The following is a 15,933-nucleotide window of genomic DNA, read 5'->3' as shown; positions in this document are numbered from 1 at the left end:
AGGGGCGTAATTCATACGCCCCTTTGTTATATAAGATTCAATCAAATTTAAGATAACTATCTAGATTAAATTAACCTACGACTTCAATAGTGCTCGCGCCAGCGCCAAGTGGTTTCACCTGAATTTGTACTGGAATACGTTCATGCATTTCTTGAATGTGTGAGATGAGAATGACCTGACGTCCCTGATTTTGCAGTTGGTCCAAAGCATTCATCACCATGTGCAAAGAAGAAGCATCTAAAGTACCAAAGCCTTCATCAATAAACAGTGATTCAATTTTCATTGAACCCGACGCCATATTGGCAATTGCTAAAGACAAGGCCAGTGCAGTTAAGAATGACTCTCCACCAGATAAAGAAGCAACTGAGCGGGTTTCTCCATCCATGTCATGATCAATAATGGCAAGGCTTAAGGACTGATCTAGGCGTTTTAGCGTATAACGCTGAGAAAGCATCGCCAGTTGTTGGTTGGCATGTTCAACTAAAATATCTAGGTGATATTGCTGAGCGTAGTCGCGGAACTCTTTACCTTTGGCATCACCGATCAAGCCTGAAATTTTACTCCAGCGGTGTTCTTCTTGCTGAATATTTTGAATTTGCTCAGCGTATTTTTGCTGTTTGGCAAGGTTTTGCTGATGTAATTCAAGTTTCAGCTTTAGCCCGTCACGTACTTCAAGCTGTGCTTTGAGCTTTGCAATATTGTCTTGAATGAGTATAACGAGTTTTTCATATTCAATATCTGGCTGAGTTTGTAAGTGCTCGCTTAATTGCTCTTGCATCGTTTTAAGGGCAGAAGAGGCTTCACTTAATAAACGTTCGGCATGATTAAGACGGTTACGAATGTCTTGCTCTTGTGCAGAATTAATCTGTATGAGCGCCGTAAGATCAGATGCCTGAAAATCAGTATGGGCTTTTAACCAGTTTTGAATTTGCCCATCAATTTGCTGTTGATGTTGTGCAGTGTGTTGATACTGATGTTTAAGTTGATCGAGCACCTGTTTTTGCTGTTCAAAGTGTTGTCTGGTTTGTTCGAAACGCTGTTTAGCCTCATGATACGCTGTTTGTTGGTGCTGACGTTTAGCATCATGCTCAATTAACCATTCATGCGGTTTAATGTCTGTGCGGCCCGTCATTTGCTGAATGAGCGATACTGCTTTTTCATTATTTTGTTGACCTTTAAGCGTAATCTCTTGGAGGTTTTGATCGATCTCATCAATTTGCTTGACCATTTGTTCAAGACTAGCAGTCAACATTTTAAGTTCTTGCTGCTGTTGTTCAAAACGCTGTGAAAACTGTTCTTGTTGTTCAAGTTGCTTAGCACGTGCATCCAGAATAGCCCAAGTCTGCTTAGCTGTTTGGCTACTTGCTTGCTGCCATGCCTGCTGTTCGGTTTCCGACAAACACTCGACAATATGTTGAACTTGTTGTTGCCATTGCTGTGCCGTATTGAGCAAGCTTTCATTACGCTGAATCGTTTGAACAAGCTGATTGTGTTGTTTAATGGCTTGGGTTAAACGCACATTTTCTGAATCAAATGAACTTATGGCAGTTTGTGTCGCTTGTCTCAGCTCATTAAGTGTTTGTAAGATTTGTTCAGGTGCTTGATTAAGCTCAATGTGTAATTGATTGAGGTTAAACCCTTGCTCAAGTTCTTGCTGTAAGTGCGTTTGTTTTACTTGCAGTTGAGCTAGGTATTTCTGAACTTGTTCAAGCTCGGCACGGCACTGAGTAAGTACATGTTGCTGGGTTTGCCATGCATTAAACTTAGTTTGCTCGAGTGCAATAGCTTGTTGCTCTTGCTGTTGCTGCAAATCGAACAAGGCTTTGGAGACCGCACTGTCATCAACACGGTAGGGGTGATGGGTACTTCCACACACTAAACATGCTTCACCTTCTTTAAGATTGGCCCGTAACTGCTCAATATTTTCGGTGTGTAGTAAACGCTGCTGTTGCAGGATATGTTGTAGCTTTTCACGTTCAGTTTTTGCTGTTTGGTAGTCTTGTTCAGCTAACTGGTAAACGGTTTTAAGCTGCTCTTCTTGCGCGGAGGCTTGAGTATGTTTTTCAGAAAATTGCTGAAGCTCAGCATATAGCTCATGATAAATTTTTATTTTCTGTTGAATCAGATCTAACTGCGTGACTTGAGCAAGTTTCTGATCTTTATCTTTTCGCTGTTGTTCAAGCTCTAACTCAATCTGTTCAACGGTGCCTAGTGAATCTGTGAGTTGTTCGAGTTCACTTTTAGCTTCCGATAGCTTTTGGCGAGCAAGGGTAGGGTTTCCAATCTGTTGTTCAATCGTTTGGTAATTTTGAATAAATTGCCCAAGCTGATGTAGATGTGCTGAAAGACCCTTATCTAATACAGCATATTGCTGAGTCTGGATCAGCTGCTGTTGTAAATGAATTTTGTTCTGCTCAAGCTGTGCAATCTGCTGTTGTACAGCGTTTTGCTGTTGTTGCAATGGGCTTAGCTTTTGCTCAAGTACATGTCTTTTTTCTTTGCACTTTTTATATTCATCGGCAATAAAAGCGCGTTCTTGAATGGACTGTCGAACTTGATTTAAAGCTTGTTGATGCTGTTGCTCAAAATCGAGGGTTTGTTTGAGCTGTTGTTCTGCAAATTGATATTGTTTTTGTTCCGTTTCAAAAATTTGTAGCAGGTCATTAAACTTAGTTTGAGCTTGCTGAATTTGCGGCTCAAGTTGTTGTAGTGTTTGTAAATTTTGAGCTTGTTGAAAAACTTGTGGGCGTATTTCGGAGAAAACTTCAAGACGTTTTAATTGCTCACGCTCACTAGCCAGTTGTTGATAGTGATTTTGCTGAGTTTGAAACTGTTGCTGTTTCGCTTGAACTTCTTGTTCAAGTTTTGCTTTGCGTTCAAACCATTGTTGCTGTTTGTCTAAGACATGTTTTTGTTGTTCTAACTGTTGATAGTTTTGTTCGGCTTGCTGGTATTGCTCGGTAAATGCAGCAATCTCTTCATCAGACAAAATTTCAATATGACCTAAAAATTCTTCCAGTTGTTTACGCTGTTTTGCAATATCGGCTGTTTTACGAAAAGCCAGTTCACCAATTTTAGCAAAAATACTGGAGTTGGTTAGGTACTCAAGTAATTCACCGCGTTCGCTGTCTCGTGCTTTTAAAAATGCAGTGACTTCTGACTGAGCAAGTAATACGGCACGCGTAAACTGTTCAAAAGAAAGCTGAGTAATTTGTTTAACTTTTTCATCAACCGCTTTGGCTTTGTCAGCAAGTACCACCCCATCGGTTAGACATTTTAAGTGACGCTGCACACTTTGTAATTTGCCATTTGGGTTTTCACGTGCACGTTTAATTTCCCAACGAGCCAAATAACGTTTTTGATCTTGAGCAATAAAGCAAAGCTCAGCAAAACCATGTCCTGTACCACGACGTAAGACAGTTAAAGGTGAGTTAGTGAGTAACTCGGAACCATCAACATCTTTTAATTTACCGTCGCTGTCTTTAAGACGTGGAACCCGATTAAATAAGGCTAGACACATCGCGTCTAAAATGGTCGATTTACCTGCGCCAGTTTTCCCCACAATTGCAATAAGACCTGCATGGGCCAGAGGTGCGCTTTCAAAATCAATAAAATGTTCATCAGCAAGCGATGCCAGATTTTTTATTCGAATGGATAAAATTTTCATGACATATCCTTAATGGCTTGCATCATTTTCAAGATGTTTTTGTGCTTCTTGTACTAGGCTCAGAAAATCTTTTAAGACCGCATCATCGGCGCTGTAACCTTGTTTTTCCCAGATGTTTTGAAAGAGTTTTTCTGGTGTTGGCGGTTCAAGTGCAATGTGCTGGGTAGTATTTGAATTAGTGGTGTCTTTATTGACATATTGACGTGAAATACGCACTAAACGATAGCGGTCAGGTGGCAGGGCTGCTTCAAACTGCTGACGTAAATTGGGTTGTGGCGGCGTTAAACTATAATATTCAATATCGACATATTCACGGTGGTCAATATTTTCAATCACGCCGTGTGGTAAGGCTTTGAGTTGTTGCAGTACTTCGTTTAGCTCACCACGAATACGGTGCAATTGTATGCAGCGCGGAATTTCGATAGCTTCAAATTGCAAACGGCTATCTGTCTCTTGAGAAGGGTCAATTTTGACCTCAACTACTTGGTGTTTATAGTTAATTTCACTAAAAGAAAGTGGAATGGGTGAACCACTATAACGAATGTGCGGCTGGCCTACTTTTTGTGGTTTATGTAAGTGCCCTAAAGCGACATAGTCGACCGCATCTTCAAATAATGTCGTTGAAAGCGCCTCTTCATTACCAATAATAATTGGGCGTTCAGAGTCGGATGTCTCGCCACCTTGCATATGGGCATGTGACATCAAAATAAGCGCTTGATCCGGTGTCTTGCGACGTTTGGCTTCGGCAATGAGTTGCTGGTGCAAATAGGCAATCGCATTTTTGCTATTGGTGGTATATTCGTTAAAGCCCGTAATTTCGGCTGAGCGTAAAAAAGGCAGGGCAAGGCACCACGCCACAATATCTTGATTTTGATTATAAATAGGTAAAAGTAGTCGATCGAGATCTAGAGTTTTATCTTCATTCCAGCGAACTACGCCCACGGTTTTTGCATTGTATTTTTCTAAAAGTGGTTCGACCTGTTCAATACGGTAGCCTGAGTCATGGTTACCCGCAATCATGAGTGTTTGCATGTGTGGTGCAATGCGGTGCGCATCTGCTAAAAATTGGTAGAGTTGTTTTTGTGCCTGAGAACCCGGATTAATAACATCAAAAATATCGCCAGCAATAAGCAGAGCATGCGGTTGTTTTTCTTGAATTTGAGTGAGCAACCAGCTTAAAAATTGTTGGTGTTCGTAATGTCGTGAGTGATTATAAAAAAACTGCCCCAAATGCCAGTCAGAAGTATGTAGAAAATGTACGGACATAGAAACAGACATCAAGCCAAAATAAACACAGATACGTTAGCATAAATTGGCAGCAGATTTTATCAAGACATTTTAAAGTGCTCGTTATTTAAGCCCATAGTAAAACTTGAATTAAATTTTTCACTTTAAACTCTGCTTTGTTACTATCAGGTCAAACCATGAACTTTGAGAATAAAATGACTATTCATAAATACGAAGTAAAAATACAGTGGGAAGGCAATACGGGTACAGGCACTTCATCTTATCGTTCATATAAACGAGACTTTAGTATTCAGCATCCTCAAAAGACGACTATTCTTGGTTCATCAGACCCTGCCTATTTAGGCGATGTGACTAGATGGAACCCAGAAGATTTATTAGTCGCGTCAGCTTCTGCTTGTCATAAGCTTTGGTATTTACACCTTTGTGCAGTCAATCATATTCATGTCGTGAGTTATGTTGACCATGCACTTGGGTTTATGGAAGATACAGATCCGGTCAAACGTGGTCACTTTACTCAAATTATTTTAAGGCCCGAGGTTGTGTTAGAAAAAGGTGCTGACCCAGAGCTTGCAGCAAAATTGCATGAAGAAGCACATCACGAATGCATGATTGCCAATTCGGTAAATTTTCCAATTACATGTGAAGCCAGCTTTAGCTTTGTTGAATAATTAAAATAAAATAGCCACCGATAAAAAGCGGTGGCTATACATTAAAAATAAATTAGAGTTGTTAAATAAAATCTTTAAGCTGCATTTTCATCGACTTGGAAAATACCAAAAACGTTGTGGTCTAAATCGACAAAATAGCCATGCCAAGCGCGGCCCGGAATAGCGAATTTATCCATTGCGACAATACCACCTTGCGCTAAAATTTTTGCAGCTACCTCATCGAAATTTTCCACCTGAACCGAACAAGTAAATGCATTAGTGCCATATTCCATTGGCGGTGTTTGAGCAGGGCGTTTTAATAGACCACCCATAATTGAAGGTGTCTCTATGCGGTAATATTCAATAGGTAAGCTTTCATCGAGTTTAAATTGCCAGCCAAACACAGCTTGATAAAACTGCGCATCGCGGGCAGGGTTTGAAGACTGGATTTCAAAATAGGCAATATTGTTCATATTATTTAAATCGTATTTTTATGGTGTAAAAAGTATACGCATAGCCCTTATAGCCACGAAAGCACTATTGTGTATGGTGAGCGTAAAATAAATGAAAGTGCTAGAAAATAAAAACCGACGATTCGAGTGATGAGAGAATCGTCGGTCAAAGACTTCATCAAGGGTTTTGGCTGCTAACAAAACCTAATCCGAAGGAAGAAAGAGTCGTAATGAAAGGTCACCGAAACAATTTTGCGGATGCCGTGCAAAGGAAGTATTCGGTTGCTGCGACCTTGTTACCCTATATAACGTCAAGAGATCAGGATTGGTTGACAGAAAAATGAAAAAAAATCGAAAAAAATTTATAATTATTTTTTGAACCCATAAATTAGGCAAAAACATGACCAAATTACGCTCTTACTTTCTCTGGTTTTTTGCTTTGTGCCTCGTGCTTACCTTAATTGTAGGCGTGATTGCAGCACTATTACCAGCGAGTGTAGGCGGTATTTTAACAGCCGTTCCATATTTAGGCGCAATGATTTTTGTCTTATTTAGATTTTTAAAGAAAGAACGCCGTGCACCGACTGTACCAGAAAAAAAGAAATTTACTTTAGGCTTTACCCTCATATTTTGGGGCTATAACTTGTGTGGTGTTTTGTTCGGTCTGTTTTTATTTTCAAGAAAAGACCCTGAGATTTTGCAAAACTTTATGCTTTACCTCAAGCAGCCTCAGTTCTTAAGTATTATGGTCATTATGATTTTAATGTTGGCTATTCCGCTGTATTTAATTACTTACTGGTTTTATGGCAAACAGGCACAGCGTATGGCAGACAAAATGTTCAATGTGCAATAGATCACTACGAAAACTCATACGATTAAATATAAATGAGTCTTATACAATAAAATAAAACTTGAATCCTCAGCTTAGGAGGAAATATGAATAAGAATGTATTAATCACTGGTGCCAGTGGTTTTATCGGAACGCATTTAATTAGGTTCCTATTACAAAAAAATTATAACGTGATTGCGGTGACACGGCAGGCTGGAAGGGAATCTGACCATCTTGCCTTGCAGTGGGTACAAAAGTTCGAAGATATCTCGACCCGTCAAATTGATTATGTGGTGAATTTGGCAGGTGCCAATATTGGTGAGAAACGCTGGACCGAGTCACGTAAAAAACAACTCATTGAAAGCCGGGTAAATACGACCCGAAAACTTTATGCGTGGCTCAAGCAATCTCAAATTTTTCCCGAAGTGATTGTCTCTGGTTCTGCAATTGGTTATTACGGCATAGATGCTCAAGAAAAGTGGACAGAGGTATGCACTGAACAAAGCTCGCCACAACCTATTTTTATGTCCGAGCTTTGCCAAGAGTGGGAGCGCGCAGCGTTAGCAGACGCTCAGCAAAATACTAAAATTATTCGTTTAGGCGTAGTGTTCGGGCAGGGTGGTGGTATCTTGCCTAAAATGTTATTTCCTATACGACTTAATTTAGTCGGTCAAATTGGTCACGGGCGCCAGCCTGTGGTTTGGGTACATATTGAAGATGTGTTAAATGCCATCGAGTTTATATTTCAGCATCCTCAATCTGCTCAAATTCACAATGTCGTGGCACCAGAAAATGTGACCCAACAAGCTTTTGTTGAACAAGCTGCACAAGTTTTAAATAAGAAACCAATGTTGTCGGCGCCGAGCACAGTTTTCCGCTGTTTGTTAGGAGAGCAGTCGCAATTGATTTTGAATGGTCAATACGTTAAACCCGCTGCTTTACAAGCAGAAGGATTTGAGTTTGCTTATCCTCAATTAAAAATGGCTTTAGAGAATATATTGGCGTCAGGCTAAGATTTTATTTTGCAAACGCTCTGGTGAATATGCTTTGGCATCAACTAATGTTGGTTGACCCAGCATAAGCTGACGAAGCAATTGTGCAGAACCTGCGCCCATACACAAACCATTTCTAAAATGACCAAAGTTTGCCCACAGGTTATCCATTTCAGGCATTTTGCCAATATATGGAACACCGTTTGGTGAACTTGGTCTGAGTCCTGCCCAGCGATGTACAATCGGGAAATTGGCTAGTTCAGGCACCATTTCTAAACAAGCTTCTAAAATATTGTGCTGGGTGGTTTCGTCGGTAGAGGTGTCAAAGCCACGATGTGCCATGCTAGACCCACACACAATATGACCGTCCATACGTGGAATCAAATACATGACTCGATTCATACACATGGTCGGTAGCCAGTGAGCAGGGGTTTTAAATAACAGCATTTGACCTTGCACAGGTTCGACTGGAATTTCGAGCTGTAATTGAGAGTTCCAGTAATGGCTCCAAGCGCCCGAAGTTATTACAAAATGGTCTGCTGTATGTTTGCGGCCATCTTCAGTTTGGAGCGCTTGTATGGCATCACCTTGTTGAATCAGTTTTTTAACAGGAGTGTGTTCAAAAAACTCAACATTTGGATGTTGTTTTAAATAGCGAATCAGCGACTGTAATACGCGTGGGTTGCGAATATTAGATAGTTCAGGGAAATAAATCGCTTCTTGAAACTGATCGGAAATATGCGGATTGACTTGCTCTAGCGCATCTCGCTGTAAATATTCACAGCGCTGCATTGGCTCTTGATGCTGCTCGGCGTAGGAAAGCCCGACGTCAAAATCTTCTTCATCAAAAATCAGCATGCCTGTGTCATGAATTTCAAAATCAATCCCTGTAATAGGGTAGAGCTTTTGGTTCCATGCTTGATAAGAGGCTTTGCCAAATTGGGCGAGTTGGTTCACTGCATGCACATAGCGCCACGGGTACATCGGAGAGAGAATACCTCCGCCAGCCCAAGAGGCTGCTTGTCCCGCTTGTTGTTGATCAAAAATACTGATGGTACAGCCTTGTTCAACCAACTCCAGCGCAGACATTAATCCACTTATGCCCGCGCCAATGATTGCAATATGCATGCAGTGTTATCCTTTCTCTGCGAACTTAGTTCATTTCCTTGAGTTTTTCAGCAGCGGTTTCTGCAAAGTAAGTCCAGATTCCGTCTGCACCAGCGCGGCGGCAGCACATGAGTGATTCTAAAATCACTGAGTCTGATAACCAGCCATTTTGAATTGCGCCCGCTAACATGGCATATTCGCCACTCACTTGATAAATGAATGTTGGAATACCAAAGGTATCTTTCACTTCACGTACCACATCCAGATATGGCATGCCCGGTTTTACAATCACCATGTCGGCGCCTTCTTGAATATCAAGCGCAACTTCGTGTAATGCTTCGGCACGGTTACCAAAGTCCATCTGGTAGTTATATTTATTACCACCTTTTAGGTTGGTTGCAGAGCCAACAGCATCACGGAACGGACCATAGAAGCTAGATGCATATTTCGCAGAGTAGGCCATGATATTGGTATAGATGTGACCATTGGCTTCTAAAGCTTGACGAATTGCGCCAATGCGGCCATCCATCATGTCACTTGGTGCAACGACATCGGCGCCTGCTTCAGCGTGACTCAATGCTTGTTTAATCAAGCATTCTACAGTCTCGTCATTGAGCACATAGCCTGTTTCATCAATAATGCCGTCTTGACCATGAGTGGTGTACGGGTCGAGTGCACCATCAGTGATTAATACCATTTCTGGCAATTCTTTTTTAAGCAAACGACAAGTGGTTTGAACTAAACCATCTGCACGCCATGCAGCTTCTGCGGTAAGGCTTTTATCTTCTTGAGGTGTTACAGGGAAAAGAGCCAGTTTTGATACACCTAATTCCAGAAGTCTTTCAGCTTTTTTCAGTAATAAATCTGCCGACAAACGCTGAATGTTTGGCATACTTGGAATATCTTGGGTCTGATTTTGTCCTGGTAATACAAATACTGGATAAATCAAGTGATTGGTAGTGAGCTGTGTTTCGCTGACCATCGCACGCAACTGGTCATTTTTACGGATACGGCGCATGCGAGTAGCTGGAAATGCAGGACGATTGAACGTATAAGTCATAACAATCTCGATGTTCGGTATTACACTAGGATAGGTTGGCGGATATTCCATTACTGTCAACCGACTGCTGTATTGTAGACCCATAATGCTAGATTTGTACAAAATTATGGGTATTTATCATGCTTTTAAATTTAGGCAACGTATGAGTGATGAAAAGAAAAATTGGACGGGGAACATACAATTAGGCGCTAAAACTGACCTAAATGTGGTTCTCAACCAATTGTGTAAAGCGTTTAATAATTGTCCTTTTTTTAAGCATAGTGGAATGATTATGCGTGTGGTAGATGGGCATATTGAAGGCTATGTTGAAATGAAACCTGATCTCATTGGCAATTTGGCTTTTCAGGTTTTGCATGGTGGTGTGGCTGCAACTTTGCTCGATAGCATTGGTGGAATTGTGGCAATGGAACATCTCTATCGCCGCTCAACGCCGGAAACCCTGCCTGAAACCATTAAACAAGTTACACGCTTGGCAACCGTCGATATGCGTGTAGATTATTTGGCGCCGGGACGCGGTAAGTATTTTATTGCGCGTGCAGAAGTGTTACGTTTAGGTCGTAAAGGCTGCACTATGCGTATGACGATGGTGAATGATGAAGATAAACCCATCGCTGCGGGGATCGCTTCATATGCCTATTAGGCGATGAATTGAACACTTTAAAAGCGCCATGTGCGCTTTTTTTAGTGCTTGAAAAGCTAGAATTTTCATAAAAATCTTGAGATAAACATTAATTTAATTAGAACGAACGCATGAGTTATATTTTTTTATTCTCACATCATGAGGTTTTAGCGTTAAAATTGACTGCTTTGACAATGCGATATGTCTTGTTTATAGAATAATAAAAACTCTATAACAAGGTGTAGTGCAAGATTGATGGCAAAGCCAACTCATCTTTAGGAACATACCATGACTGATGCACAAAGCAATGTACAAGAAACAGTGCCAACAACATCTGCCTCGGATGACAACAACCAAAACAAGCGCAAAAAATTTCTTGGTTTTTTTGCGCTGATTTTATTGATCGCCGCTATTTTATATGCAATTTGGGCATTATTTTTAAATCACTCGGTGAGTACAGATAATGCTTATGTCGGTGCAGAAACCGCGCAAATTACCTCAATGGTGAGTGGTCAGGTCGCTCAGGTTTTGGTAAATGATACTCAAACAGTACATCGGGGTGATGTGCTGGTTCGTATTGATGACCGTGATGCCAAAATTGCATTGGCACAAGCCGAGGCAGAACTTGCCAAAGCAAAACGCCAATACAAACAGACTGCGGCAAACAGTAGCTCATTAAACTCTCAAGTTGTGGTTCGTGCTGACGAAATTAACAGTGCCAAAGCACAAGTTGCCCAAGCACAGGCCGACTATGACAAAGCTGCTTTAGAGCTTAATCGCCGTGCGCAGCTTGCTGCTTCTGGTGCGGTATCTAAAGAAGAACTCACCAAAGCACAAAGTGCGGTTGAAACTGCTAAAGCAGGGTTAGAGCTTGCTAAAGCTGGCTTGGCACAAGCGACTTCTAGCCGTAAAGCTGCCGAAAGTACTTTAGCTGCTAACGAAGCGTTAATTCAGGGTGTAAGCGAAACATCGACTCCGGATGTACAAGTTGCACAAGCACATGTGGAACAAGCTCAGCTTGACTTGGAACGTACCGTGATTCGTGCACCAGTTGATGGTGTCATTACACGTCGTAATATTCAGGTTGGACAACGTGTGGCACCGGGTAGCAGTATGATGATGATTGTGCCGCTGAACGAGTTATATGTAGACGCTAACTTCAAAGAAAGTCAGTTGAAAAAAGTTCGCCCAGGTCAGCCAGTGACATTAACGTCAGATTTATATGGCGATGATGTTGAATACCACGGCAAAGTGGTGGGCTTCTCTGGTGGTACAGGCTCTGCCTTTGCCTTAATTCCGGCTCAAAATGCAACAGGTAACTGGATTAAAGTAGTTCAACGCTTACCAGTTCGTATTGCACTTGACCCGAAAGAACTTGCTGAACACCCACTACGTGTTGGCTTGTCGATGGAAGCAAAAGTCGACTTATCTGCGAAGTAAACGCTTATGAAAACGCAAACACCTTTTGCCGAGTTAAGCGGTGGACGTTTACTACTGGCAGCGTTTGTTATTGCCTTGTCGAACTTTATGGTCGTACTTGATACGACCATTGCCAACGTCTCTGTACCGCATATTACCGGTAACCTTGCTGTTTCAAGCACACAAGGAACATGGGTCGTTACTTCATATGCAGTTGCAGAAGCGATTTGTGTACCTTTAACGGGCTGGCTGGCAGGTCGCTTTGGAACGGTGCGGGTCTTTATCTTTGGTTTAATTGGCTTTACGATTTTTTCTTTCCTGTGCGGTTTGGCAACATCGTTAGAAATGTTGGTGTTTTTCCGTATTGGGCAGGGCCTTTGTGGTGGTCCACTTATGCCACTCAGCCAAACCTTGCTTATGCGTATTTTCCCTCAAGAAAAGCATGCGCAGGCAATGGGCCTATGGGCAATGACCACAGTCGTTGGACCAATTTTAGGGCCAATTTTAGGTGGTCTGATTAGTGATAACCTGTCTTGGCACTGGATTTTCTTTATTAACTTACCGGTTGGTATTGTCTGTGTATTAGCAGCAATGCGCTTGTTAAGAGTAGCCGAAACAGAAACTATTTCTTTACGAATCGACACGGTTGGTTTAGGCCTGTTAATTCTCTGGATTGGTGCGTTACAGCTTATGCTCGACTTGGGGCATGAACGCGACTGGTTTAATAGCACGAGCATTGTGGTTTTAGGCTTAACTGCCGCTATTGGCTTTGTGGTGTTCCTGATATGGGAACTCACCGATAAACATCCCGTGGTGGATGTCAAAGTCTTTAGGCATAGGGGCTTTGCAATTTCGGTACTGGCCTTGTCGCTTGGCTTTGGCGCATTCTTTGGCAGTATTGTATTGATACCGCAATGGCTGCAAATGAACCTTTCCTATACCGCGACGTGGGCCGGATATTTAACTGCAACCATGGGCTTTGGTAGTTTGACCATGTCACCGATTGTGGCAAAACTTTCGACCAAACATGACCCGCGTGCGCTGGCGAGCTTTGGTTTAATTTTGCTGGGCATTGTGACTTTAATGCGGGCATTTTGGACCACAGATGCCGACTTTATGGCATTGGCTTGGCCACAAATCCTGCAAGGTTTTGCAGTACCGTTCTTCTTTATTCCACTGTCTAACATTGCACTTGGTTCAGTGCTCCAGCAAGAGATTGCATCTGCTGCGGGTCTCATGAACTTTCTAAGAACTATGGCAGGGGCGATTGGTGCTTCAATTGCTGTAACGGTATGGGACGACCATGCCAAAGTTGCCCGTAGTGAAATGGTATCAAACCTGAACCCAACCGAAGTACAAAATAACCTTCTGCAAAATGGTTTTACGACTGACTCGACCTTAGGAATTATTTCTAACCTTGTCGATAAAGAAGCCATTACCATGTCGGCAAACCATGTGTTTTTGTTATTTGCGATTGTGTTTGTCTTTGCGGGGCTGGTCATTTGGCTGTGTCCAAAACCCAAACAGGTCAGTGGTATGCCTTCTCACTAAACATCAAAAAGCATCTCTTCGGAGGTGCTTTTTTTAGGCCTGCTACAAAATGAGCGAGTTTATGAATAGCAGATTTTGCCTGTATTTAAAGAAATAAAACATGCCAGAGTTGAGCAAATCAGTTATAAAAGAGTGTGATATCAAGCGAGGAGGCATAACACAGGGCACAGGATTAATGCCCTTAATCATTTAATATTATTAAAACTTTATTTTTATCAAAGATTAAAAAACTGAAGACCTGAAAACAAAGAAGCTTGCATGGCAATTGCATGGATAGGCAGGCGTATATATTGGAGTTATCACGTGAATAAAAGATATTCATTTTTGTTCAGTAGTTTATTAGCAGTCGGTTTATTACAAGGATGTGGAGATGACTCCTCGTCAGATCAGCCCAAGGATGATTCAAATACAACCCCGCCCAATTTAATTGTTGATAATGACCCGACCAGTTGTAGCAAGCTGGCCCAAGACGGTTCAAGCGTGGTGGTCGGTTCAAACCAAAATGGTGACCCCGCCGCGCCAGAGGGTGCATCGGGTTATAGACTCGGTAACACGGTTAAATACGCAGATAAATATATGGTGGTGGCAAACACGCCACTTGCGGTAAAAGCAGGTTGCGATGTGTTAAAAGCAGGCGGTAGTGCAGTCGATGCAGCCGTAGCAGTACAAGCCGTGCTTGGTTTGGTCGAGCCACAGTCGAGTACCATCGCCGGTAGTGGTTTTATGATGTATTACGATGCCAAAACCAAGCAAGTCACTGCCTATGATGGCCGTGAAACCGCTCCAGCGGCAGCCAACGAATATTATTTAATTCGCCAAAATATATATGACCCAAATTCACCTGCACCTGTACCAAGTGCGCGCCGTAGTGGTCGCTCGATTGGTGTGCCGGGTGTGATGCGTTTATTGGAACAAGCACAAAAAGAGCATGGCAAACTTAAGTGGAACCAACTTTTTGGTGAAGCGATTGGTTTGGCTGACAATGGTTTCCGCATACCGGGGCGTTTGGCAGATGCCATTGCAAGTAATGCAAGCAATTTAGCACTCGATGCAAATGCAATGGCAACCTATTTCTACCCAGATGGATCACCACGCAAAGTCGGTGAGACCATGACCAATAAAGCCTATGCAAAAACCCTAGAAGCACTTGCCACGCAAGGCGCAAATGCGCTGCATACGGGCCCAATTGCTCAAGCGATTGTGGCAAAAGCAGGCCAAACACTAGGGGATGACCCAGCAAAAACTCCAATTACCCCAAGCTTAATGACCTTGCAGGATTTATCGAACTATCAGGTTAAAAAACGCGACCCGATTTGTACGACGTATCGTGACCGTTACTATGTTTGTACCATGCCACCTCCATCTTCGGGAGGGATTGCGGTTGCGCAAACGCTGGGTATTTTAGAAAACTTTGATATGTCGCTTTACCCACCTAAAAACCCTGAAAATGAAGGCGGTGTGCCCGATGTCATGGGCGTGCATTTAGTGTCTGAGGCAGAGCGTTTGGCCTATGCCGACCGCGACAAATACGTGGCAGATACCGACTTTGTTCGTTTGCCGGCACAGGGTATTCCAAGTTTTATTGATAAAAACTACTTGAAGCAGCGTGCAGCACTGATTAACCCGAACCAAAGTATGGGCGTAGCACCAGCAGGTAATTTCAATACAGCGGCAGGTGTAGATACCACTGTTGAACATGGCACAACTCAGTTCACCATTGTAGATGCCTATGGCAATGTGGTTTCAATGACATCGACAGTTGAATCGAGCATGGGTTCATTCCACATGGTGGATGGTTTCTTGCTGTCAAACCAGTTAACTGACTTTAGCGCAAACCCTTATGACAGCACTGGGGCACCAGTTGCCAACCGCGTAGAAGGCGGCAAACGCCCACGTAGTACTATGGCGCCCACCTTAGTGTTTAAGGGCATCACGCCAGATGAATTTTATATGGCAACAGGTTCACCAGGTGGCGGTACCATCATTCAATATGTAGTTAAAACCTTGGTGGGTGCATTGGACTGGAACTTAAATGCACAGCAGGCCACTTCGCTTGTAAACTTTGGCGCAACCAATAGCAAAAACACCAATATTGATAGCTCGAATGTACAGCTTTCCTTAGTTGACCTAATTGAAGGCTTAAAAGCAAAAGGGCATGGCATTTCTAACACTGCGCAAACCAGTGGTATTTCAACGATTATGAAAGTAAATATAAATAATCAAAGCAAATACGCAGGTGGGGTAGACCCACGCCGTGAAGGGATTGTGTTAGGCAATGGTGCTTTATAGGCCAAACTTTAAAAAAAGCTGTCATTTTTGGCAGCTTTTTTTATAAGGGGCCT

At 42.4% G+C, this 15,933-nt stretch carries 12 protein-coding genes; 7 read left to right on the top strand and 5 right to left on the bottom strand.

All coding sequences use genetic code 11. The features are described from left to right. Positions 1–70: 70 nt before the first annotated feature. Positions 71–3,667, bottom strand: coding sequence for an AAA family ATPase (locus F984_RS13915; RefSeq protein WP_004710224.1), 3,597 nt, complete (start codon positions 3,665–3,667; stop codon positions 71–73). Between the two features lie 9 nt (positions 3,668–3,676). Next, positions 3,677–4,945: an exonuclease SbcCD subunit D gene (locus F984_RS13910; RefSeq protein ID WP_004710223.1), complete on the bottom strand. Its 1,269-nt coding sequence runs from the start codon at positions 4,943–4,945 to the stop codon at positions 3,677–3,679. Positions 4,946–5,109: 164 nt separating this feature from the next. Between F984_RS13910 and F984_RS13905 the strand changes: the two genes are divergently transcribed. Next, entirely contained in the window at positions 5,110–5,583 is a 474-nt protein-coding gene (locus F984_RS13905) for an OsmC family protein (protein ID WP_025469336.1), read from the top strand. Between the two features lie 74 nt (positions 5,584–5,657). Here F984_RS13905 and F984_RS13900 read toward each other — a convergent pair whose 3' ends face one another. After that, the gene (locus tag F984_RS13900) at positions 5,658–6,035 is read right to left on the bottom strand and encodes a VOC family protein (RefSeq protein ID WP_001059437.1); all 378 of its coding nucleotides are present in this window, start codon (positions 6,033–6,035) and stop codon (positions 5,658–5,660) included. Between the two features lie 379 nt (positions 6,036–6,414). On the opposite strand from F984_RS13900, the gene F984_RS13895 reads away from it, so the two are divergent. Beyond that, the gene (locus F984_RS13895; protein WP_002052009.1) at positions 6,415–6,867 is read left to right on the top strand and encodes an ABZJ_00895 family protein; all 453 of its coding nucleotides are present in this window, start codon (positions 6,415–6,417) and stop codon (positions 6,865–6,867) included. 83 nt (positions 6,868–6,950) lie between these two features. Continuing rightward, positions 6,951–7,856, top strand: coding sequence for a TIGR01777 family oxidoreductase (locus F984_RS13890; RefSeq protein ID WP_004710219.1), 906 nt, complete (start codon positions 6,951–6,953; stop codon positions 7,854–7,856). On the opposite strand, the gene F984_RS13885 is transcribed toward F984_RS13890, so the two are convergent. Both F984_RS13885 and hemB read right to left on the bottom strand, forming a co-directional pair. Next, positions 7,848–8,963 (bottom strand): NAD(P)/FAD-dependent oxidoreductase, encoded by a 1,116-nt coding sequence (locus tag F984_RS13885; RefSeq protein WP_004710217.1) that lies wholly within the window; start codon positions 8,961–8,963, stop codon positions 7,848–7,850. The genes F984_RS13890 and F984_RS13885 overlap by 9 nt on opposite strands. A 25-nt stretch (positions 8,964–8,988) precedes the next feature. Next, a complete protein-coding gene (hemB, locus tag F984_RS13880; protein WP_025469335.1) occupies positions 8,989–10,002 on the bottom strand; it encodes a porphobilinogen synthase in 1,014 nt (337 codons plus the stop codon). Between the two features lie 142 nt (positions 10,003–10,144). Between hemB and F984_RS13875 the strand changes: the two genes are divergently transcribed. From F984_RS13875 to ggt, 4 genes are all read left to right on the top strand, one after another. Further along, complete coding sequence (locus tag F984_RS13875) at positions 10,145–10,642, top strand: thioesterase family protein (RefSeq protein WP_004710212.1); 498 nt, start codon at positions 10,145–10,147, stop codon at positions 10,640–10,642. Positions 10,643–10,909: 267 nt separating this feature from the next. After that, entirely contained in the window at positions 10,910–12,061 is a 1,152-nt protein-coding gene (locus F984_RS13870; RefSeq protein WP_004710210.1) for an EmrA/EmrK family multidrug efflux transporter periplasmic adaptor subunit, read from the top strand. A 6-nt stretch (positions 12,062–12,067) separates the two neighbouring features. Further along, positions 12,068–13,591 carry a DHA2 family efflux MFS transporter permease subunit gene (locus F984_RS13865; protein WP_004710206.1) on the top strand — a complete coding sequence of 508 codons (1,524 nt, stop codon included), beginning with the start codon at positions 12,068–12,070 and terminating at the stop codon, positions 13,589–13,591. A gap of 303 nt (positions 13,592–13,894) precedes the next feature. Then, a complete protein-coding gene (gene ggt, locus F984_RS13860) occupies positions 13,895–15,880 on the top strand; it encodes a gamma-glutamyltransferase (protein ID WP_004710204.1) in 1,986 nt (661 codons plus the stop codon). Positions 15,881–15,933 lie beyond the last annotated feature (53 nt).

Origin of the sequence: Acinetobacter nosocomialis NIPH 2119 (assembly GCF_000368085.1) — a bacterium.
Lineage (GTDB): Bacteria > Pseudomonadota > Gammaproteobacteria > Pseudomonadales > Moraxellaceae > Acinetobacter > Acinetobacter nosocomialis.
This window is presented reverse-complemented; position numbering and strand designations above follow the sequence as displayed.